Origin of the sequence: Micromonospora sp. NPDC048986, from assembly GCF_040649335.1 — a bacterium.
Taxonomy (GTDB): Bacteria; Actinomycetota; Actinomycetes; order Mycobacteriales; family Micromonosporaceae; genus Micromonospora; species Micromonospora alfalfae.
The window spans coordinates 229153-249796 of the sequence record NZ_JBEZFJ010000003.1 but is presented as its reverse complement, the minus strand read 5'-3'; the positions used below and the strand labels follow the sequence as shown (position 1 = coordinate 249796).

The following is a 20644-nucleotide window of genomic DNA, read 5'->3' as shown; positions in this document are numbered from 1 at the left end:
GGGGCCGCGGGGCGCCGTCACCTCACCCCATCACTGGTACGCCGGAGACGTCGACAGTGTCCGGATACTTCAGCCCGGCGCCGGTGTTGAGCACCACCACCCGTTCGCCGGCCCGGATCCACCCGCCCGCGCGCAGTTGCCGGGCCGCCGTGAGGCAGGCCGCCCCCTCCGGGCAGAGCAGCAGACCCTCCCGGGCGGCGAAGTCCCGCAGATCGGCCAGGATGTCCGCGTCGTCGACGGCGACTGCGGTGCCGGAGGACTCCCGCAGCGCCGCGAGGATCAGCTCGTCGCCCAGCGGGGCCGGCACCGTGATGCCGAACGCCACAGTGTGCGCGTCCGCCCACGGCTGCGCCCGATCCTCGCCGGCGGCGAAGGCCCGCACGATCGGCGCGCAACCGGTGGACTGCACCGCCACCAGCCGGGGCAGCTTGTCGCCGATCCAGCCCAGCTCGCGCAGCTCGTGCAGCGCCTTGTGGATGCCGATCAGGCCGACCCCACCGCCGGTCGGGTAGATGATCACGTCCGGCGTCTGCCAGCCGAGCTGCTCGACGATCTCGTACCCCATCGTCTTCTTGCCCTCCAACCGGTAGGGCTCGCGCAGCGTGCCGGCGTCGAAGATCGCCCCGTTCGACTCCGCGATCAGCTCGGCCACCCGCCGACCGGCGTCCCCGATCAGCCCGTCGATCAGGCGCAGGTCGGCACCGGCGGCGACGCACTCGCGGCGGCAGATGCTCGGCGCCTGCAGCGGCATGACGATGGTCGCGCGCATCCCGGCCCGCGCGGCGTACGTGGCCCAGGCCGACCCGGCGTTGCCGTTCGTCGGCATCGCGATCCGCTCGACGCCCAGCTCGCGGGCCCGGCTCACCCCGACCGCCGCGCCCCGGGCCTTGAACGAACCGGTCGGGATCAGCCCCTCGTCCTTGACCATCAGGTCCGCGATGCCGATCTCGGTGCCGTACGCCGGACCCCGCAACAGCGGCGTCCAGCCCTCACCCAGTGTGGTGACGTGCCGAGGGTCGGCGACCGGCAGAAGCTCCCGGTAGCGCCACAGGTCGGCAGGGCGCAGCGGAAAACGTTCCGGGGTGACCACCTTCGCCACGGCCGGCAGGTCGTAGCGGGCCAGCAGCGGCGATCCGCACTCGCAGAGATTCTGTAACCGGTCGGCGGCGTACTCCCTGCCGCAGCGCGGGCAGTCCAGGTGGGTCAGGTACACGTCGCTCCTCGCCGTCACACCGCGTCGATGCTCAGCCAGTGCCGGCTGCGCCGCCCCGGCTGGTAGACCGAGTCCAGTCGTTTGGCGACCACGCCCGGCAGGCCCTGTTCCCGACCGGCACGCAGGGCCTCGTCGCCCGCGCCCGGGAACCACGGCGGAGTCTGCCAGTGCGTACCGGACAAGACCAGCCCATCGAGCAGCTCCCGGCGTTGCGCGTACGGCACGTCGACGCTGCTCACACCCTCCAACCAGAGCAGGTCGACGATCAGGTACTGGGCGCCGGCGGGGACCCGGCTGCCGCTGGCCGGCCGAACCGGGCGGACCCGCCCGGCACCGTCGATGCGGACCAGCACACCGTCGAGCACCGCCTCGGTGGGCGCGAGCGCCTCGGCCATCGCCCGCAGCCACGGATACCCGCCGGTGATCTCCTCGTCGGTCTCGGAGAGCAGCCGCAGTCGCCCACCGGAGACGTACGCCATCGCCCGGACACCGTCCCAGCGCAGCTCGTACCCCCAGGCGGCGCGGTCGCGGGGGAGCCCGGCCGCGGGCGTGGTGCGCATCGGCCGGACCAGCTCCGGCATCGGCGTCCAGCCTGGCGGCGCGGGGTCGGTGCGGCGGACCATCCAGTCCCGTCCGCCGGTGGCGAAGAGGACGTAGCGGCCGGCGGTCCGCTCACCGGAGAGCGTCACGATCACCTCGTCGTCGCGCCACTTCTCGCAGCGGTAGGTGCCCCGGTCGTGAATCAGCATCCGACCGCCGCCGTACTCACCGGCCGGGATCTCACCGGCGAAGTCGAGATACTCCATCGGGTGGTCCTCGGTGTGCACGGCGAGGTGGTTGCGACCCGGATCGCGGGGCAGGCCGCGGGGCACCGCCCAGGACGCGAGCACCCCCTCGTGCTCCAGGCGCAGGTCCCAGTGCAGGCTGCGGGCGTGGTGCTGCTGGATGACGAAGCGGGCGGCGTCGGAGCCGGACGGCGACGGGCTCTCCGACGGCACCGGCTCGGGTGTGCGGGCCGCGTCCCGCCGTCGCCGGTACTCGTCCAGCCGGTCGGTCACACAGGCATTGTCCGGCAGACCGGACCGGTGCGCTGGACGTCGGAGTGTCCGGTTCGCTCGGCGGCCGGGGGCGCGGCGGGGTAGAACGGACCTCATGGACCTCACCGACCAGCCCACCGCCCTGCTCCCCGGTGACGTGCGGATGCCCCTGCTCGGCTTCGGCACCTGGCAGGCCACCGGCCAGGCCGGTTACGACGCCGTGCTGGCCGCGCTCGACACCGGCTACCGGCACCTCGACACCGCCACCGTGTACGGCAACGAGCGGGAGGTCGGCCGCGCGGTACGGGAGAGCGGGCTGCGTCGGGAGGACCTCTTCATCACCACCAAGCTCCCGCCGGACCGGGTGGGCCGGGAGCGCGCGACGCTGGAGGCCAGCCTGGAGGCGCTCGGCGTCGAACAGGTGGACCTCTGGCTGATCCACTGGCCGCCGTCGTCGCCGGGGGACAGCATCCCGCTCTGGCGCGAGCTGCTCGCCGCCCGCGACGAGAACCTGGCCCGGGCGGTCGGGGTGAGCAACTACAGCACCGCGGAGATCGACGAGTTGATCCAGTCCACCGAGGAGAACCCGGCCGTCAACCAGATCCGGTGGAGCCCGTCGCTGTACGACCGGCAGCGGCACACCGAGCACCGGGACCGGGGCGTGGTGCTGGAGGGGTACAGCCCGTTCAAGACCAGCGACCTCAGTGACCCGGTGCTGACCAGGATCGCCGGCGCGCACGGCGTCTCCCCGGCGCAGGTGGTGCTGCGGTGGCACATCGACCACGAGATCGTGGTGATCCCGAAGTCGGTGACTCCGGAGCGGATCACCGCGAACTTCGACGTCTTCCACTTCTCGCTCACGGCGGAGGAGATGCGCGACATCGACGCGCTCGGCGAGGTCTGAATCGGCGAATTCCTTCAGCGCCCGACCCAGCAATGAAGGGTATCGACATCGACGTACGTGACGGTATAGCGTCCCGTCATCACGTTCGTCGATCCGTTCGTACCCGCCGTCGCTGGAGGATCGCCATGGCCCGAACCCCGTCCATCCGTCTGCCCCGCCGTGGGGTGCTCGGCATCCCCGCCCTGGTGGTCGCCGCGCTGACAGTCGTCACCCGACCCGCCGCCGCGAGCGCCGCGCCGAAGGCCGAGTGCCTCGCCGACCTGCTTCAGGACGCCTGATGGCGACGATTCCCTGGCTGGTGGACGTGCTGCGCGCAGCCGGGGTCCAGGTGGTGGTCGAGGGCGACTGGCTCAACCGGATGCGGCCCGGCTCGTTCGACCCCATCGGAGTGCTCTGGCACCACACCGCCTCGACCTCCAGCGCCAGCAACCCGCACCCGGCGCTCGGCATCTGCATCAACGGCCGGTCCGACCTGCCGGGCCCGCTGTGCCAGGCGCTCGTCGACTACAACGGTGTCTTCCACGTCATTTCCGCCGGCCGGTGCAACCACGCCGGAGTCAGCGGCGGCAGCGGACCGATCCCGGCCGGGGACGGCAACACCCTGATGATCGGGTGGGAGATCGACTACAACGGCGTCAACCAGGAGATGACCGCCGCGCAGTACAACGCGTCGCTCGCCGCCACCGCCGCCGTGCTCACCCGGCTCGGCCGGGACAGCAGCTACGCCAGAGGCCACCGGGAGACCAGCACCACCGGCAAGATCGACCCATCCTTCATCGACCTGAACGTGATGCGCGCCGACGTGGCGGCGAGAATGGCCGGCGGCGGCGCGGCATGGTCCTCCACCGTGGACAACACCACCAGCGGTCGGTTCACCGCCAGCGCCAACTGGGGCGTGTCGTCGTACTCCAGTCAGCGCTACGGCGCCGACTACCGCTACGCGGACCCGGTCGCCGCCAGTGACGTCGCGTGGTACCGGTTCAACGTCCCGGCCACCGCCAACTACCGGGTCGAGGCATGGTGGCCCGCGAACGCGGGCTACAACAGCGCCGCCCCGTACATCGTCGCCACCGGCGCCGGCAACCAGACCGTCCGGGTCGACCAGCGGGCCACCGGCGGGCAGTGGCGGGTCCTCGGCACGTTCACGCTGCCGGCGGGCGACGCCAACCGGGTCGGCGTGAGCCGGTGGAGCAACACCACCGGCCTGGTCATCGCCGACGCCGTACGCCTCACCCGGGTCTGACCCCGGCGTGACGCGCCCCGCCCCGTCTTGATCGACTCGACTTCCCGGAAGTCGGGGTGTCCCCGGCGCGGGATGCCCCGACCTCACGGGATCGGAGTGGACCGGGGTGGCGGCAACTCGTGACGGGTCGGCCCCTGCGCATCCGCAGACCGACGATCCCGTGTCAGGCACGGGGAGGTGCGTTTGCCGGTGCCGAGCCCGTCGGTGCCTGCGCGATGAAGCCAGGAGCCGTGTACCTCGTCGACGTGGACGGTGCCACCGGCCCGTGTGTAGGACGCCTGCCAGTCGCGGATGGTCTCGTACGCGCCGTGGTCGAGATAGTCCAGGTGCAGCTCGAGTTCGACGTGCTGCCGCGGGGGCAGGGCGGCGAGTCGGCGGGTGAGCCGTCCGGAGGCGACGAAGGCGAGTGTGCCGATGATCGACACGAGCCAGCTACCGGGATTCGGCTCGGTGACGTGGATCTCGCACCGGGCCAACCGCCACAACATGAACAGCACCGCCGTCGCCATGCCCAGCCCGACCCCGATGAGCAGGTCCGTGGCGGCCACGCCGACCGCGGTGACCACGTAGATGGGCAGCTCCCGGTGCCGGGCGTAGGTGCGGATCTGCGCGAGGCTCACCAGCCGTACGCCGACCACCACGAGGACCGCGGCGAGCGCGGCCATCGGGATCATCTCCAGCAGTACGGCGCCGGCCATCACGAACCCGGCGATCCAGACCCCGTGCAGGATGGCCGAGGTGCGGGTGCGTGCGCCGGCCGCGACGTTGGCCGAGCTGCGCACGATGACGCCGGTGACCGGGAGACCGCCGAGCGTGCCGGACACGGCGTTCGCGGCGCCCTGGGCGATGAGTTCACGATCGAGGTTCGCCCGTGGGCCGTGGTGCATCCGGTCGACGGCCACCGCCGAGAGAAGAGATTCCACGCTCGCCACCAGGGCGATGGTGAGGACGGCCGGAAGAACCTCCCACGGCGGTGAGTCGGGCCAGCGGGCGAAGGTGATCGCGCCCAGGGGATCGGCCGGCAGATCCACCCGATCCACGTCGGCATCGAGGGCCGTCGCGACCACGGTGGTGACCACCACCGCCACCAGGGTCGCGGGCAGCATCGTGGTCTTGACCAGACGTGACCAGACCAGCAACAGCGTCATGGTCAGCGCACCGAGCAGCACGGACACGCTGTGGTAGCCGGCGATCTGGCCGGGTAGGTCACGGAGATTCGCCCACGCGGAGCTCTGGGGCGCGCCGCCGAGCGCGACGTGGACCTGGCTCAGCGCGATGACCAGGCCGATGCCGGCCAGCATCCCGTGTACGACTGTTGGCGACAGGGCGAGCGCGGCCCGCCCGAGGCGGGTGATGCCGAGCAGGATCTGCAGCAGCCCGGCGACGGTCACGATCGCGGCGGTGCCGGCGAAGCCGAACTCGGCGATGGTCCCCGCGACGATCACCGTGAGCCCGGCCGCTGGCCCGCTGACCTGGAGCGGTGCGCCGCTGAGCGTACCGGCGACTATTCCACCCACGACTGCGGCGATCAGCCCGGCCAGCAGCGGTGCCCCGGAGGCGGCAGCAATGCCGAGCGACAACGGAATGGCGATCAGGAAGACAACGATCGACGACGGGACGTCGTGCCGAAATGACGCTAAAGCCGACATTCGCCAAAAGGTACTTAGATAATATTAATGCATAGTTAAGCGTGATTCTTTCACCCGGGACCAGCGACGTGCGGGGGCGCGACCGTCCAGGTCGCGCCCCCGCCGTGGTGGTGGTGTTGGCTCAGTTGCGGGAGCAGGTCGCCCCGTTGAGCGAGAAGCTCGTCGGCGACGAGTACGACCCGCTCAGGTTGCCCTGGTAGCCGAAGCTCGCGGTGCCGCCGGGAGCGATCGACCCGTTGTGGCTCACGTTGCGGGCGGTCACCGCTGACCCGCTCTGGCTCACCGTGGCGTTCCACGCGCTGGTGACCGTCTGCCCGCTCGGCAGCGAGTAGTTGAGCGTCCAGCCGTTGATCGCGCTGGAACCGGTGTTGGTGATCTGCACGTCGGCGGTGAAGCCGTTGTTCCACGAGTTCGCCGTGTACTTCACCGCGCAGCTCGCGCCACCGCTGGGCGGCGGGGTCGTCGGGTTGGTGGGCGGCTGGCCGCCACCGTTGACGTTGGCCGAGAACGAGGTGACCGCGAGGCCGACGCCACCCTGCCACGGCTCGAAGCCTGCCTGGATGCTGGTCAGGTACCAGGAGTTGGTGATCGCCCCCCGGTTGCGGGTGTCGTTGATGAAGTCCAGCACGCTGAAGTTCAGGCTGGAGATCGCCGACGACGCGACGTAGGAGATGACGTTGTTGGAGCCGTTGCTGCCCCGCCAGACCTCCCAGGTGCGCCCGGCCAGGTTCGTGGTGCCGACCACCGAGCCGATCGGCTGGATCGGACCCTGCCGGTTGAGCCAGATCATGATCTCCATCTGGTTCACGCCGTCCCGCTTGGGCGACGGGTCCAGCCAGATGTCGTACGACGCGTTGTAGGTGGCGCCGCTGACGTAGCGGTAGGAGATGCTGCTGGTGGCGCTGCTGATCTGGCTCACCTGGATCGGCAGGTTCGTGCCGGGGGAGCAGTTGGTGTAGTGGCAACCGAAGAACACCGAGGGGTACGCCGTGGGCGCCCCGTTGGTGGGGCTGCTGCCGTTCAGGGTGGTGATCTCGAAGCCGTTGCTGGTGGCGTTGATGCACTGCTGGGCGGTGGTGCCCCAGCGGTTGTTCTGCACCACGTAGCGGCCCTGGATGACTGTCGAGCCGTACTGTTCGCAGATCTGGGTGTCGGCGGAGGCGCTGCCGCCGAGGGCTACTGCCACCAGCGAACTGGCGACCAGCAACCCGGCGGCGGCCAGGGCCCGAAGTTGACGTTTCATGACACTCCTCGACTCGGCGCGTGCCGGGCGCCGGATGTGGTGGGGCGATGCGGGAGCGCTCCCACGCTCAACGACACATTTACATGTCTGAAACTGACGCGCAACCGTCCAGGTCGAACTGGTGAATTATGAGGATTGCCTCGTCCCGCCGGACGGCTGGCCATTGACGGCCAGCCAAGCGGCGCGGCTCGCCGACGAGTGGCAGGGTGCGGGCCGATTGGGCCTGGTGTGCGCCGATCGCTCCGAGTAGCGTGTTGCCTCCGACGCGTGCCGTTCCCCCTCCGGAGGCGTACACCACCATGGGTGGCTCCCCCCTGCGCATCCTCGTCGTTGGCGCGGGCATCGCCGGCCTGGCCGTAGCCCGGGCGCTGCGCCTGGCGGGCTTCCGGCCCGACGTCACCGACAAGCTGCCGCCTGGGGAGTCCACCGAGACCGGTCTCTACCTGCCCGGCAACGCCGCCCGCGCACTACACCGGCTCGACCTGCACGACCCGGTCCGGCCGATCGGGCAGGTGATCCGCCGGCAGCTGTTCTTCGACGCCGCGGGCGCGCAACTCTGCGAGGTCGACCTCGACGCACTATGGGCCGGCGTCGGCGAGTGCCGGGCGCTGCCCCGGGCCGACCTGCACCGGGTGCTGCTCAGCGGCGCCGGCGGCGCCGTCCGGCACGGCGCCGAGGTCCGCACCCTGGACCTGCTTCCGGGCGCCGTCGGCGTCACCTTCACCGACGGCACCACCACGGAGTACGACCTGGTCATCGGTGCGGACGGGCCACGCTCCTCGGTCCGTGCGCTGGCCGCGCTCGGTGGTCCGCCGCGCCCGGTCGGGCAGGTGGTCTACCGGGCTGTGCTGCGCGACGGCCCACCGGTCACCGAGTGGACCGCACTGCTCGGCCAGCGCTCCGGGTTCCTGATGGTGCCGATCGGTGCCGGGCGGCTGCACCTTTACGCCGACGAGGCCGGCACCGAGGAGCCCGCCGACCCCCTCGCGCGGCTGCGGGAACTCTTCGCCGACTACCGCGGCCCGGTGCCAGAGGTGCTGGCGGCCCTCGACGAGGTGCACGTCGGGATCACCGACGAGGTGGAGTTGGGTCGCTGGTTCCGGGGGCGTGTCCTGCTGGTCGGGGACGCCGCGCATGCCACCGCGCCGACGCTGTCGCAGGGTGCGGCAATGGCCTTGGAGGACGCCGTGGTGCTGGCCGAGTCGCTGCGCGCCGCGAACAGCGTGGAGGCGGCGCTGGTGGCGTACGAAAGTCGTCGCCGTCCGCGTACCCGATGGGTGCGGGACCGGACCCGGGACCGCAACCGCACCAGGGACGTTCCGCCGGCGCTGCGCGACCCATTGCTGCGCGGACGCGGCGACCGGATCTTCGGGGAGCACTACCGGCTCCTGCTCGGCCCGCTGTAGGCCCGTAGTAGATCGTGTCACGCCACCCCACGCGGCGCTGCGACCTGCCGGGGACTATCCTCCTTGCGGATGACGGCCCGCCGATAACCAGCGTGTGCCGAGCGGGACAACCGAGAACCGGAGGCCACTCGTGACCACCGTCGCACCCAAGCCGGTCGTGACCCGGCCCTGGCCGGTCCGGGAGCCGGTCAAGGGGTCGGCCATCGCGCGGCTGCTGCGAACCACGGACGCGAAGCAAATCGGGATCATGTACATGATCACCGCGTTCGCGTTCTTCATGATCGGTGGCCTGATGGCTCTGGTCATGCGTGCTGAGCTGGCCCGACCCGGGCTGCAGTTCCTGTCGCCCGAGCAGTACAACCAGCTCTTCACGATGCACGGCACGATCATGTTGCTGTTCTTCGCGACTCCGATCGTGTTCGCGTTCGCGAACTACATCGTGCCGATCCAGATCGGCGCGCCCGACGTCTCCTTCCCCCGGCTGAACAGCTTCGCCTACTGGCTGTACCTGTTCGGCGGAACGATGGCGACCGCCGGATTCATCACCCCGGGTGGCGCCGCTGACTTCGGCTGGTTCGCGTACGCGCCGCTGAGCAGCGTCGAGCACTCGCCGGGCGTCGGCGCCAACATGTGGATCATGGGTCTGGCCATCTCCGGCCTGGGCACGATCCTCGGCGCCGTGAACATGATCACCACGGTGCTGACCCTGCGCGCGCCCGGCATGACCATGTTCCGGATGCCGATCTTCACCTGGAACATCCTGGTCACCAGCCTCCTGGTGATCCTGGTCTTCCCGCTGCTGGCCGCCGCGCTCTTCGCGCTCGCCGCGGACCGCATCCTCGGCGCGCACGTGTACGACCCGGCAACCGGTGGGCCGATGCTCTGGCAGCACCTGTTCTGGTTCTTCGGGCACCCCGAGGTCTACATCGTGGCGTTGCCGTTCTTCGGCATCATCAGCGAGGTCATTCCGGTCTTCTCCCGCAAGCCGATCTTCGGCTACAAGGGTCTGGTCGCCGCGACCGTCGCGATCGCCGCGCTCTCCATGAGCGTCTGGGCGCACCACATGTTCGCCACCGGCCAGGTGCTGCTGCCGTTCTTCAGCTTCCTGAGCTACCTGATCGCCGTGCCGACCGGTATGAAGTTCTTCAACTGGATCGGCACCATGTGGCGGGGCCAGATCAGCTTCGAGACGCCCATGCTCTGGGCGGTCGGCTTCCTGGTCACGTTCCTCTTCGGTGGTCTCACCGGTGTGCTGCTGGCCAGCCCGCCGATCGACTTCCACGTGTCGGACTCGTACTTCGTGGTGGCGCACTTCCACTACGTGCTCTTCGGCACCATCGTGTTCGCGGTCTTCGCGGGCATCTACTTCTGGTTCCCGAAGATGTTCGGCCGGATGCTCGATGAGCGCCTGGGCAAGGTGCACTTCTGGCTCACCATGATCGGCTTCCACACCACGTTCCTGGTGCAGCACTGGCTCGGCAACGAGGGCATGCCCCGTCGGTACGCCGACTACCTGCCCAGCGACGGCTTCACCACGCTGAACACGATCTCTACGATCGGCGCGTTCATCACTGGTATCTCCACGCTGCCGTTCATCTACAACTGCTGGAAGTCGTACAAGACCGGCCCGGTGGTCGAGGTGAACGACCCCTGGGGTCACGGCAACTCGCTGGAGTGGGCGACCAGCAGCCCGCCGCCGCTGCGCAACTTCGACCGGATGCCGCGGATCCGCTCCGAGCGGCCGGCGTTCGACGCGAAGTTCCCGGAGTTGGCCGCCGGCCAGAGCCTGGCCGGCCCGCCGGAGGGTGGCGCCAAGCCGCTCACCAGCGAGTCGGACGGCGGAGCCAGCTACCGCGAGGACACCGCGAGCGACGTCGACCGGCACTGACGCGCACCTCAGCAGTACGACGGGCGCCGCCCCCGGGACACCGGGAGCGGCGCCCGTCGCCATGTCCAGCCCATCGTCACTCTGGCATCCCGCCCCGTTCCGGCCGCTCCACGCCGCTTGCCAGCGGCTCGTCCACGCGGCGTGCCCGCCCTTGGCTCGGCGGGGTGTTGGTTCGGCGCGGTCCCGGCCGGGTGCGGCCTCGGCTGGGCGCGGTTTTGGTTCGGCCTGGTCCTGGCCGGCGTGCCGTTGGCTCGGCGCGGCCGGGCCTCGGGACTATCTCACTGATGAGCCTGATGTCTGTGAGTCATCGTGATGACTCACAGACATCAGGCTCATCAGCATGATGCTGTCCGCGCTGCGGACCCCGCCGAAGGCCGGTCCCGCGTCCCGTCGCCGCCTGCGGGCAGCGCGACGCGGAGGCGAAAGGGACGCCGACCTTCAGCTTCGCCGCGTCGTTGCGGTTGTCAGTGGGCGGCGGAGGTGAGGTCGGCCTCGGCGGGCGGAGGGGTGGCCGCGTCGGCGATACGGCGGCGGCGCAGCTCGATCGGCAGCACCACCAGGGTGACCAGCGCGCCGAGCGCACCGGTCACCACGAAGCCCCAGGGTGGTGCGCTGGCGTCGATCACCGCGCCGGCGAGCGGTGCGCCGATCGCGATGCCTACTGTGACCGCGGAGCCGTGCAGACCCATCGCCTCACCGCGTACCTCGGCCGGAGCCAGGCGGCTGACCGCGTCCGAGCCGGCGGCGATGGTCGGCGCGCAGAGAGCGCCGGCGGGGATCAGCGCCAGGCACAGCAGCCACCAGTGCGCACCGCCCAGCCCCACCGGAATGGTGCACAGGGCCAGCGCGGCGGTCAGCACCAGCGGGGAGAACGAGCGGTGTACGGCGCCGTAGGCGAAACCGCCGACCAGCGAGGCGACCGCCCAGATGGCCAGGACCGCGCCGGTCCAGCCGACCTCGCCGCTGGCCCGCAGGACGGCGACCACCGCCACGTCGGTGCCGCCGAGCACCAGGGTCGCCGCGGCGCTGAGCGCCAGGACGGCGAGCAGTCGGGGGGTCAGCCACTCCCGGCGCGGCACGCGGCGTTGTGGGCCGGTGGGCCCGGTGGCCTCCTCCCGGATCGGTGGGTTGACCACCCACAGGGCGATCCCGGCGGCGACGATGCCACCACCGACCAGGTACATGGTGGTCTGCGCGGAGATCGCGGTGACCAGGGCCACCGCCAACGCCGGGCCGATCATGAAGGACAGCTCCACCGACATCGAGTCCAGTGCGTAGGCCGGGCGGCGTTGGTCCTCGGGGACCAGCGCGGCGATCGACTGACGGACCACGGAGAAGATGGGCAGGGCCAGGGAGCCGGCCACGAACGCGGCCGGCAGGAGCACCGGGTACGCCAGCGACGGCGCGGTGGACCAGAAGATCGCCTCGGCGATCGCGGTGAGCACGAGGACCGGGCGCAGTCCACGCCGGTCCACGAGTCGGCCGAGCAGCGGCCCACCGATCGCCGCTCCCACGGTGACCGCCGCACCCACCAGGCCGGCCGCCCCGTAGCCCCGATCAAGATCGAGCACCACGTGGAAGGTCAGCGTCACCCCGGTCGCGGTGAGCGGGATGCGGGCGAGGACGGCAACCAGTAGCAGCGACCGCAGGCCGGGCAGGGCGAGCGCCCGCCGGTAAGGCTTCATGTTCACGTGGGTCCGTACCTCCGGCGACATCCTTGACCGGCGGCGGCCCCTGGGCCAACCAATTAGCAGCTCATGCGGCCCTGATCACAGGCTGGCCGTGCATGATCACCCCGGCGCCCTCCATCGCGCGTAGGGCCACGTCGGTGGTCGCCGGTGCGACGGCGGCGGTCAATTCCAGCAGCACTGTGGTGGCGAAACCCTCCCGTGCGGCGTCCAGCGCGGTAGCCCGGACGCAGTGGTCCGTGGCGATGCCGACCACGTCGACCCGGTCCACGTCGCGCCGACGCAGCCAGTCGGCCAGGCACTCGCCGTCGTCGGCGTGGCCCTCGAAACCGGAGTACGCCGCCGCGTGCTCGCCCTTGTGGAAGATCGCCTCGACCCTGGCGGTGTCCAGCTCCCTGTGGAACTCCGAACCGCTGGTGCCGACCACGCAGTGCCGGGGCCAGGACTCCACGAAGTCCGGCGGATCGCCGAAGTGGGCACCCGGGTCGACGTGGTAGTCCTTGGTGGCGACCACGTGCGTCCACCGGTCCGGCTCGGCGGCGAGTAACCGGGAGATGCCGGCGGCCACCCCTGCGCCGCCGGCGACGGCCAGCGAGCCGCCCTCGCAGAAGTCGTTCTGCACGTCCACGATGATCAGCGCGTTGGCCATCGGGGGGTTTCCTCTCTCCGCACTGTCGGGGTGGCGCTCGGGGATGAACTCAACCAGCGGGTACGACGGTGACCGGCACCGCCGGATCCCCGGCCGAGAGCTTCAGTCCCTCCCACGGGATGGAGATCAGACACTCTCGCAGGTGCTCCCGTGACTCGTCGAGGGTGGGCAGCGGCACCGACTCACCGGCGACCACGTACGACTGCTGGAGCAGGCGGTCGTTGGGCTGCCGGTCGGGAACGCCCTGCGGAACGATGACCTCCTCGGTGGCGGTGCCGGTCGGCTTGTGCCGGCGGACCGCGACCTTCCGACCGCCGATGGTGGCCTTGTGCTCGGAGCGCTTCACCACCGGCCGACCCTCGACCTCGACCAGTTTGTAGACCAGCCCGGCGGTCGGTGCCCCGGAGCCGGTGACCACGGCAGTGCCGGCGCCGTACATGTCCACCGGTTCGGCGGCCAGTGCGGCGATGGCGTACTCGTCCAGGTCACCGGAAACGATGATCTTGGTCTCGGTGGCGCCCAGCGAGTCGAGCAACTCCCGGGACTGCTGAGCGATCACCGCGAGGTCGCCCGAGTCGATCCGTACCGCCCGCAGGTCCGGCCCGGCCACCGCGATGGCGTTGCGGATGCCCTGGCTGATGTCGTACGTGTCGACCAGCAGCGTGGTGTCCTTGCCCAGCGTGGCGACCTGCGAGGCGAACGCCGCCCGCTCGTCGTCGTGCAGCAGGGTGAACGCGTGCGCCGCGGTGCCCGCCGTGGGGATGCTGTAGCGCGCGCCAGCGGCGAGGTTCGACGTGAACCGGAACCCGGCCAGGTACGCGGCCCGCGCCGCGGCCACCGCCGCCTCCTCGTGTGCCCGGCGCGACCCCATCTCGATCAGCGTCCGGCCCCGCGCCGCTGTCACCATGCGGGCCGCCGCGGCGGCCACCGCGCAGTCGTGGTTGAGCACGGACAGCGCCAGCGTCTCCAGCACCACACATTCGGCGAAGCCGCCGGAGACGGTGAGGATCGGTGAACCGGGGAAGAACAGCTCACCCTCGGCGTACCCGTCGATGTCGCCGGTGAAGCGGTAGTCGGTGAGCCACGCCGCCGCCGCCTCGTCGACCACCCCGGTCCGCAGCAGGAACTCCACCTCGGCGGGGTCGAACCGGAAGTCGCGGATCAGCTCGATCAGCCGGGCCGTCCCGGCGACCACGCCGTACCGGCGGCCGCTGGGCAGCCGGCGGCTGAACACCTCGAAGACACACCGGCGGTCGGCGGTGCCGTCCTTCAGTGCCGCGCTGACCATTGTCAGCTCGTAGTGGTCGGTCAGGAGCGCGGGGCGGTGGATGCTCACCGCCCCAGCCTAAGGTTCAGCTCGGGTCGCCGCCGTCGTGGCCCGGGATCGAGCGCAGCGCTGCCCACAGTTCGGTCCGCCCGGTGACGCCGAGCTTGGCGTAGATCCGCTGGAGGTGGTTCTCCACGGTGCGCGCCGACAGGTAGAGCCGTTCGGCGATGGCCCGGCTGGGAGCGCCGTGCGCGGCGAGGCGCGCCACCTGCCACTCCCGCTCGGTGAGCACCGGCGCTCCGGCCTCAAGCGCCGGCGTCCGGATCAGGTCACACCGCCCGAGCAGCCCGGCGAGGCGCTCCCGGGCGTCGTTGGCGGCAGCCGGGTGCGCCCGGCGCAGCCGCTGGACGGCCTGGGAGGTGGCCTCGGCCGCGTACACGGTCAACTCCAGGGCGGCATAGTCGTCGGCGACCGCGAGCAGATCGGTGGGGGAGTCGGTCACTGCGGCGCGGGCGTGACGGGCCAGCAGCGGCGGGAGCACCCCATCGACCCGCTCGGAGAGCTCGGCGAGGCGCTGCGCGACAGTGCGTCGACCACCGTCGGAGCAGGTGGGGCCGACTGCCATGCTCGCCTGGTCGAGTCGGACGAGGTCGTGCAGGACATGCACCTCGTGCCCGGCGAAGCCATCCGAGCGCAGCCGGTCCACCAGGTCACCGAGGTGTTTGACAGCGCCCGGCAGGTCGCCCGAGGCGGCGAGCGCCGCGCCCCGGGCCTGATCCAGCCACGGGTAGAGCACCGCCATGCCCGGCGCGTGGGTGCGGTCGGCTTCGGCCATCGCCGCGACCGCCTGCGCGGCGTCACCGCGCAGCGCCGCCGCCTGGGCGCGTTCGGCTTGAGCCAGACCGGCGTAGACCCGACTCGTGGCCAGCACCGCGCAGGCGCCCAGGGAGGTACGCATGGCCGCGTCGCTCTGCCCGCGCAGCCGGGCCGCGTACGCCTGGAGGATGGCCAGGTAGCCGGTGCCGAGGCGGAAGTCGCCGGCACCGGCGAGGTCGGCGAACTCGTCGGCCACGATCGCGTCGATCCCGGCCAGGTCGCCGGTGAGCATGAGTCGGGTGCCTCGGGCCAGCTCCAGGGCCAACTGGAGGTACGGCATGTCGGTGCGCCAGTTCGCCGCGGCCGAGTGCACCTGGGCGATGGCCGTACCGCTGCGGGTCAGCTCGCCCTGCGCGGCCTGGACGTACGCGATGGTGGAACGGGCCAGCTCGCGGGCGGCGACGCCGGCCGCCGGCCGGTCCAGGACCCGTCGGCTGAGCTGCACGGCGGTGTCAGTGTCCAGCCGGTGCAGGCGCATGATCGCCTCGAAGGCGTGCACCCGGGACCGGTCGGCGGAGTCGCTGAGCTGCTCGACCCGATCGGCGATCTCCTCCACCGTGGACTCCCGGCTCAGCCCCCAGTAGCTGACCATGCCGCGTACGGTCAGCCATCGGCATAGTCGCCGCTCGTCGCCGGGCTCGGGCGTTACCGCGTCGAGGACGTCGATCGCCTCGTCGGGCCGGTCGGCGAACATCAGGATGGTGGCCAGCAACTCCGCCGCGTCGTAGCCGCCGTCGGCGTGCAGCGCGGCCCGCGCCAGGCGGGTCGCCAGCGGCACGTCGTAGCGGGTGAACGCCTGCACCGCGGCGTCCAGCAGCAGAGCCGGGTCCTGTGCGGTGCCCGAGTCGAGTCGCCAGACGGCTACCCGCAACAGGTCGTCGCGTCGGCGTTTGCCGACCTGTTCGAGCAGCTCGGCGAGGTGTGCCTGAAGCCGGCGGGTGCGGCTGACCGGGCAGCGACGGCGCATCACCTCGCCGTAGAGCGGGTGCGCCAGCCTGACGTTCGTGCGCCGGTCGTGCTGAATGACGGTGATCAGCCCGCGTTCCTCGGCGGTCTCCACGTCCGACTGCTCGGCGGCCTGCCTGAGGAGGTGCAGGCCCAGTGGTTCGCCGAACGCGACCAGCTCGACTACCGCGCGGACGCCGTCGGTGAGCTTGCCGACCCGGGTGTCGATGAGGTCGGTCAGGTTGGGTGCCAGTTCCAGTCGCCCGGTCCACTTCCAGATCCCGTACGTGCGCTTCAACTCGGCGCTGCCGTTGGCGGCGTGCACCAGCTCGCGCAGCAGCAGCGGGTTGCCGGCCGACAGTCGGCCGAGCCGGTCGGCGGAGCCGGCGTCGACAGGGCCGCCCAGGATCGCGGCCAGCAGGTCGGTGGTCGCCTCCTGCGGCATCGGGGTCAGCTCGACGTGCTCGACGAGGTCGTCGGTCCAGAGTGCGCGGATCGGCAGCGGGATCTGCTCGCCGTCGCGCAGGGTGCCGAGGACTGTGGCGTTCTCGGCGCGGGCGACCAGATGCACAAGTGCGGCCGAGGGCGGATCGAGCAGGTGGGCATCGTCGATGGCGAGCACGATGCGCCGGCCGGCCGCCTGCTGTTGCAGCACATTGAGCGCCCAGCGCAGGATGCCGGCGGGGGAGAGGCCCTGGGGCTGCTCGGCGGGGAGGACCTGGACCAGCCCACCGAACGGCAGCGCCGCTGTGGTGGCGCTGGCGGCGATGGACCAGATCGCGAACCGGTCGGTGGGCAACATGGCCACACCCTCGCGCAGCAGGCGACTCTTGCCGATGCCAGCGCTGCCACTGAAGAAGAGCCCGCGGCCGGCCTCACCGGTCACCGCCTCCAGCAGGCGGTTGAGCTCATCCGTGCGGCCGACGAACTCCCATCGACTCATTCGCGCAGCATATCGACCGGAATCCGTCCGCGCCCGTACCGTCACCGTGCGAAGTTGAGTAATCGCACAATTACCGCTGAGTATTCGAGGTGTTCCGCCCGGTCGCCAGCCCGCACGTAGTCTTCCGACATCCGGGTTTCGTACCGGAATTTTCGCGACCGGACCTCCGGTCACCTGCAACGGGAGGCACCTGATGAAGCAGGGCCCTCTCCCCTCGGTCGATTCGCCGGACGACATGACCGGCCCATCCGATCTACCCACCTGCGGCCCTCTGCCCACTCGGGTCGGCGTGTCCGGCGCCGCCCCGGACGAGCCGCTCGGCGTGGTCGCTGTCGGTCCGGCCGGTGCCGAGCGGCGTGCCGTGCTCGCCACACTGCTCGGGCTCGACCCGGTCATGCTCACCGTGCCGGCGGGCAGCTGGTTGGTGGTACGCGACGCCAAGGTGCCCACCCGGGCGGCGTTCGTGCCCGGTTACCGCCAGCCGCACTCGTACGGCGCGGACCGGGATGCCGCCGGTCCGGCGTTGGCCCGCCCGCCCCGGCGGGTCGAGCTGAGCGTGCCCGAGCCGCTGCTGCGGCACTTCACCCTGATCGACGTTCCGGACACCGCCACCCTCGGCGTGTCCGGCACCCGGGTGCTGCTCGAAGCGGCGGGCCGAGCCGGAGCGCTGCTCTTCGTGATCGCTGCCGACCAGGCCTTCAGCGCCGCTGAGTTGAACCTGCTCGCCGAAGTCGCCCCGAGCGCGGTGGAGGTCGTCTTCGCGGTCACCCCCGGCGCGTCGGGGTGGGCTCCGCCGACCGACGGCACGGCGACTACGGAGGGCGCGGGGGCGTCCGTCCCGCCGGTCGTGGGCGCGGAGACCGAGGTGGATGCGGTGGCGGTGACCGTGGAGGCGCACCGGGCGGCTCTCCTGGCCGCGGTGCCGGCGCTGGCCAGTGCACGGTGGTTCCCGGTCGACGGTGCGGGCACCGCCTCCGATCTGCGGCGGGCACTGGTGGGTTGGGCGTCGCGTGAGGGGTTGCAGCGGGCCAGCGTCGACCCACCGGTCCTGCCGGGCCAGCAGGGCCGCGTCGCCGTGGCCGCCGATCCGGGCGACTGGTCCGAGCGGCTCGACCGCCACGCCCGCTCGTGTGCGCAGCGGATCCGCCAGCACCTTGCCCTGGAGTTGGCGAACATCCACCTTCGGGCCGTTCAGGAGATCGTGTTCGGAGTCGGCTGTGCCGGCCTACCGGATCTCCTCGACCGGGAGATGGCGGCGTTGTCGTTGTTGGCCACCGCACAGTGCGATCAGGCGGTGCGCGGCATCATGACCGACGTCGCGTCCCAGGTGCTCGGCGCGCCGCCGGCCGAAGGCGTGCGCCGCCGGATCGCCCTCGCCGTCCAGTACGGCCTGTCCGATCACCGGCCCGGCCACGAACTGGACAAGGTGCTGTTGATCACCAGTACCGCCGGCGTGGCCGAGTTGACCGGCATGGAGGCGATCGACGCCGCCGCCAGCTATCCGGTGGCCTCCCGGGACGAGGTGCTCCCGCCGGTCGCGGTGGCGCTCTCCGGCGGGTGCTGGCAGCAGTGGCGTACGCCAGGCAACAGCGACCACAGCGCCGCGCGGGCCTGGTCCCAACGGGCGGTGCGCGAGGTCGAGTTGGGGTTGTCCAGGGAGATCTCCCGACGGTTCGAGGTGATCCGCCTCTCGCTGGGCGTGGTGCTCTCCGATGCAGTCGATCACGGCATTCTGCTCGCCTGACGGCGCGCCCACCGGTTGGTCCGGGTCCGGGCCGGACCCCACCTCCGATGGCGTCCGGGGCGGGTCGGGAGGGCCCGGGGTGGGTGATCCGCGCCGGGCCGGCGTTCCGGTTCCTCGGTTCCGGGAAACCGGTGGCACGATGGGGGGCATGGCGGCTCCGCAGGTTGCACCGGTCGAGACGCCGGACACTGACGAGGTGCCGGCGTCCGACCGGCAGTGGGTGACGATCGTGTGGGACGACCCGGTCAATCTGATGACGTACGTGACCTGGGTCTTCCAGAAGCTTTTCGGCTACAGCCGGGAGAGGGCCGAACAGCTGATGCTTGACGTGCACCACAAGGGCCGCGCCGTGGTCTCCACAGGTGCCCGCGAACGGATGGAGCACGACGCGTCGCAGCTGCACGCGTACGGGCTGTGGGCGACGGTGGACAGATCATGAGCATGTTCCATCGCCAGGCCGGTCACTACGTCGCCGTCTTCGCCGTCGACGAGGTGCGGGTGCTGCGCAAGGTCGCCTCCGAGGTGGTGGGTCTGCTCACCGACGGCTTCGACCACACCGACCCGGTGGTCGGTCGGCTCTTTCCGGCGGTCTACCCGCAGGACGCTCCGGGCACTGCCGAGTTTCGCCGCTACACGGAGGGCGACCTGAAGACCGCGAAGATCGATCAGGCGGGTGCGATCCTGGCCGCGTTGCCGGACGAGGCCGGTGGCGAGGTGCGGTTGGACGCCGAGGCGGCCGAGGCGTGGTTGCGGGCACTGAACGACGCCCGGTTGGCGATGGGCGTCCGCCTGGAGATCAAGGACGGCACTGATCTGGGCGAGGAGTTGGACGACGCTGTCGCTGAGGACCCTGGTTCCAGCAGGGTGTTCCAGCTTTCGGTCTACGCCTATCTCGGGTATCTACAGGAGTCGCTGCTCAACGCCTTGATCGACTAGGGGTGACCGGCACCACTTCGGCCCGTGCCCCGCAGGCGTTAGGCTGGTGCACGTGCTGAGCATCGACCGGTCGATCATTGACGCGATCGTCGCCCACGCGCGCCGGGATCACCCTGACGAGGCGTGCGGCGTGGTCGCCGGTCCCGTCGGCAGCGACACCCCGACCCGGCACATCCCGATGGACAATGCCGCGCGGTCGATGACCTTCTACGAGTTCGACTCGATGGAGCACCTGCGCGTGTGGCGGGAGATGGACGACCGGGATGAGGAGCCCGTCGTCATCTACCACTCGCACACCGCCACCGAGGCGTACCCGTCGCGGACGGATGTCTCCTTCGCCGGTGAGCCGGGGGCGCACTACCTGCTCGTCTCGACCCGTGAGCCCGACTCGGAGGAGATCCGGTCGTTCCGGATCGTCGACGGCGTGGTCACCGAGGAGCCGGTCCGTGTCGTGGAGGCCGGCGTCGACCCGCACGCCGTCCAGTCCTACATGTTCGGGCAGAGCCCGGCGACGGTCGATTACGAGTGTTCCGACCGCTGACCTGTCAGCGCCGCAGCCATCTCGTCCCGTCACCGTAGGCACACCCGATCGAGGAGTTCCACATCATGGCCATTGAGGTTCGCATCCCCACCATCCTGCGCAGCTACACCGGCGGCGCCAAGGTCGTCGACGGCACCGGCGACACGCTCGCCGATCTGCTCACCGACCTGGATTCCCGGCACGGCGGTCTGCGCGGCCGGCTGATCACCGACGCGGGCACGCTGCACCGCTTCGTCAACGTCTACGTGAACGACGAGGACGTCCGCTTCCTCGGCGCGCTCGACGCGAAGCTCTCCGACGGCGACAGCGTCACCATCCTGCCGGCGGTGGCCGGCGGCGCGTTCGGCTTCGCCGCGGCGGCGGCGATCAGTTCGCACAGCGCGGCGGCAGCGGCGATCAGTTCGCACAGCATCAGCCCGCAGAGTGCCGCCGACGCGGCGGCCCGCGACGCCGTCGCGGCTCGCTGAGGTCG

The 20644-nt window shown here is 71.1% G+C and carries 18 protein-coding genes; 10 read left to right on the top strand and 8 right to left on the bottom strand.

Annotated features, from left to right (window positions below; all coding sequences use genetic code 11):
* Positions 1-22 precede the first annotated feature (22 nt).
* Positions 23-1213 (bottom strand): threonine synthase, encoded by a 1191-nt coding sequence (locus AB0B94_RS09005; RefSeq protein ID WP_357270439.1) that lies wholly within the window; start codon positions 1211-1213, stop codon positions 23-25.
* A 14-nt stretch (positions 1214-1227) separates the two neighbouring features.
* Positions 1228-2271, bottom strand: coding sequence for a DNA polymerase ligase N-terminal domain-containing protein (locus AB0B94_RS09000; RefSeq protein WP_357270436.1), 1044 nt, complete (start codon positions 2269-2271; stop codon positions 1228-1230).
* A gap of 94 nt (positions 2272-2365) precedes the next feature.
* On the opposite strand from AB0B94_RS09000, the gene AB0B94_RS08995 reads away from it, so the two are divergent.
* From AB0B94_RS08995 to AB0B94_RS08985, 3 genes are all read left to right on the top strand, one after another.
* Positions 2366-3154 (top strand): aldo/keto reductase, encoded by a 789-nt coding sequence (locus AB0B94_RS08995; RefSeq protein WP_357270433.1) that lies wholly within the window; start codon positions 2366-2368, stop codon positions 3152-3154.
* A 125-nt stretch (positions 3155-3279) separates the two neighbouring features.
* A complete protein-coding gene (locus AB0B94_RS08990; RefSeq protein WP_238666485.1) occupies positions 3280-3432 on the top strand; it encodes a hypothetical protein in 153 nt (50 codons plus the stop codon).
* Positions 3432-4397, top strand: coding sequence for an N-acetylmuramoyl-L-alanine amidase (locus AB0B94_RS08985; RefSeq protein WP_357270429.1), 966 nt, complete (start codon positions 3432-3434; stop codon positions 4395-4397). Before AB0B94_RS08990 ends, AB0B94_RS08985 begins: the two co-directional genes overlap by 1 nt.
* Positions 4398-4480: 83 nt before the next feature.
* Here the strand turns inward: AB0B94_RS08985 and AB0B94_RS08980 are convergent, their stop codons facing one another.
* The gene (locus AB0B94_RS08980) at positions 4481-6046 is read right to left on the bottom strand and encodes a SulP family inorganic anion transporter (protein ID WP_357270427.1); all 1566 of its coding nucleotides are present in this window, start codon (positions 6044-6046) and stop codon (positions 4481-4483) included.
* 121 nt (positions 6047-6167) lie between these two features.
* Positions 6168-7289 carry a cellulose binding domain-containing protein gene (locus AB0B94_RS08975; protein WP_357270424.1) on the bottom strand — a complete coding sequence of 374 codons (1122 nt, stop codon included), beginning with the start codon at positions 7287-7289 and terminating at the stop codon, positions 6168-6170.
* Between the two features lie 299 nt (positions 7290-7588).
* Between AB0B94_RS08975 and AB0B94_RS08970 the strand changes: the two genes are divergently transcribed.
* Entirely contained in the window at positions 7589-8695 is a 1107-nt protein-coding gene (locus AB0B94_RS08970; RefSeq protein ID WP_357270421.1) for an FAD-dependent monooxygenase, read from the top strand.
* Positions 8696-8825: 130 nt separating this feature from the next.
* Entirely contained in the window at positions 8826-10583 is a 1758-nt protein-coding gene (gene ctaD / locus AB0B94_RS08965; protein WP_357270418.1) for a cytochrome c oxidase subunit I, read from the top strand.
* A gap of 464 nt (positions 10584-11047) precedes the next feature.
* Here the strand turns inward: ctaD and AB0B94_RS08960 are convergent, their stop codons facing one another.
* From AB0B94_RS08960 to AB0B94_RS08945, 4 genes are read right to left on the bottom strand one after another with little or no spacing between them, the layout of a single operon-like run.
* Complete coding sequence (locus tag AB0B94_RS08960; protein ID WP_357270415.1) at positions 11048-12298, bottom strand: MFS transporter; 1251 nt, start codon at positions 12296-12298, stop codon at positions 11048-11050.
* 40 nt (positions 12299-12338) lie between these two features.
* Entirely contained in the window at positions 12339-12920 is a 582-nt protein-coding gene (locus AB0B94_RS08955; RefSeq protein ID WP_238666479.1) for an isochorismatase family protein, read from the bottom strand.
* Between the two features lie 49 nt (positions 12921-12969).
* Positions 12970-14256 carry a nicotinate phosphoribosyltransferase gene (locus tag AB0B94_RS08950; RefSeq protein ID WP_357270412.1) on the bottom strand — a complete coding sequence of 429 codons (1287 nt, stop codon included), beginning with the start codon at positions 14254-14256 and terminating at the stop codon, positions 12970-12972.
* Between the two features lie 16 nt (positions 14257-14272).
* Complete coding sequence (locus AB0B94_RS08945) at positions 14273-16951, bottom strand: LuxR C-terminal-related transcriptional regulator (protein ID WP_357270409.1); 2679 nt, start codon at positions 16949-16951, stop codon at positions 14273-14275.
* Positions 16952-17144: 193 nt separating this feature from the next.
* Here AB0B94_RS08945 and AB0B94_RS08940 point away from each other — a divergent pair, with 193 nt between their 5' ends.
* From AB0B94_RS08940 to AB0B94_RS08920, 5 genes are all read left to right on the top strand, one after another.
* On the top strand, positions 17145-18695 hold the full coding sequence (locus tag AB0B94_RS08940; protein WP_357270406.1) for a hypothetical protein: 1551 nt from the start codon (positions 17145-17147) through the stop codon (positions 18693-18695).
* Positions 18696-18843: 148 nt separating this feature from the next.
* Complete coding sequence (clpS, locus tag AB0B94_RS08935) at positions 18844-19134, top strand: ATP-dependent Clp protease adapter ClpS (RefSeq protein ID WP_088946433.1); 291 nt, start codon at positions 18844-18846, stop codon at positions 19132-19134.
* On the top strand, positions 19131-19631 hold the full coding sequence (locus AB0B94_RS08930) for a DUF2017 domain-containing protein (protein WP_210780952.1): 501 nt from the start codon (positions 19131-19133) through the stop codon (positions 19629-19631). The genes clpS and AB0B94_RS08930 overlap by 4 nt, the downstream gene beginning before the upstream one ends.
* Positions 19632-19683: 52 nt before the next feature.
* Complete coding sequence (locus AB0B94_RS08925; protein ID WP_308193375.1) at positions 19684-20172, top strand: M67 family metallopeptidase; 489 nt, start codon at positions 19684-19686, stop codon at positions 20170-20172.
* A gap of 65 nt (positions 20173-20237) precedes the next feature.
* Positions 20238-20639: a MoaD/ThiS family protein gene (locus AB0B94_RS08920; RefSeq protein ID WP_357270403.1), complete on the top strand. Its 402-nt coding sequence runs from the start codon at positions 20238-20240 to the stop codon at positions 20637-20639.
* The last annotated feature ends 5 nt before the right edge of the window (positions 20640-20644 follow it).

Excerpts from the sequence above, each read along its gene's own strand:
- AB0B94_RS08995 (WP_357270433.1), top strand. The coding sequence starts at position 2,366 with ATGGACCTCACCGACCAGCCCACCGCCCTGCTCCCCGGTGACGTGCGG.
- AB0B94_RS08980 (WP_357270427.1), bottom strand. The coding sequence starts at position 6,046 with ATGTCGGCTTTAGCGTCATTTCGGCACGACGTCCCGTCGTCGATCGTT.
- AB0B94_RS08945 (WP_357270409.1), bottom strand. The coding sequence starts at position 16,951 with ATGAGTCGATGGGAGTTCGTCGGCCGCACGGATGAGCTCAACCGCCTG.
- AB0B94_RS08960 (WP_357270415.1), bottom strand. The coding sequence starts at position 12,298 with ATGTCGCCGGAGGTACGGACCCACGTGAACATGAAGCCTTACCGGCGG.
- clpS (WP_088946433.1), top strand. The coding sequence starts at position 18,844 with ATGGCGGCTCCGCAGGTTGCACCGGTCGAGACGCCGGACACTGACGAG.
- AB0B94_RS08990 (WP_238666485.1), top strand. The coding sequence starts at position 3,280 with ATGGCCCGAACCCCGTCCATCCGTCTGCCCCGCCGTGGGGTGCTCGGC.
- AB0B94_RS08955 (WP_238666479.1), bottom strand. The coding sequence starts at position 12,920 with ATGGCCAACGCGCTGATCATCGTGGACGTGCAGAACGACTTCTGCGAG.
- AB0B94_RS08920 (WP_357270403.1), top strand. The coding sequence starts at position 20,238 with ATGGCCATTGAGGTTCGCATCCCCACCATCCTGCGCAGCTACACCGGC.
- AB0B94_RS08975 (WP_357270424.1), bottom strand. The coding sequence starts at position 7,289 with ATGAAACGTCAACTTCGGGCCCTGGCCGCCGCCGGGTTGCTGGTCGCC.
- AB0B94_RS08940 (WP_357270406.1), top strand. The coding sequence starts at position 17,145 with ATGAAGCAGGGCCCTCTCCCCTCGGTCGATTCGCCGGACGACATGACC.
- AB0B94_RS08985 (WP_357270429.1), top strand. The coding sequence starts at position 3,432 with ATGGCGACGATTCCCTGGCTGGTGGACGTGCTGCGCGCAGCCGGGGTC.
- AB0B94_RS08930 (WP_210780952.1), top strand. The coding sequence starts at position 19,131 with ATGAGCATGTTCCATCGCCAGGCCGGTCACTACGTCGCCGTCTTCGCC.
- AB0B94_RS08970 (WP_357270421.1), top strand. The coding sequence starts at position 7,589 with ATGGGTGGCTCCCCCCTGCGCATCCTCGTCGTTGGCGCGGGCATCGCC.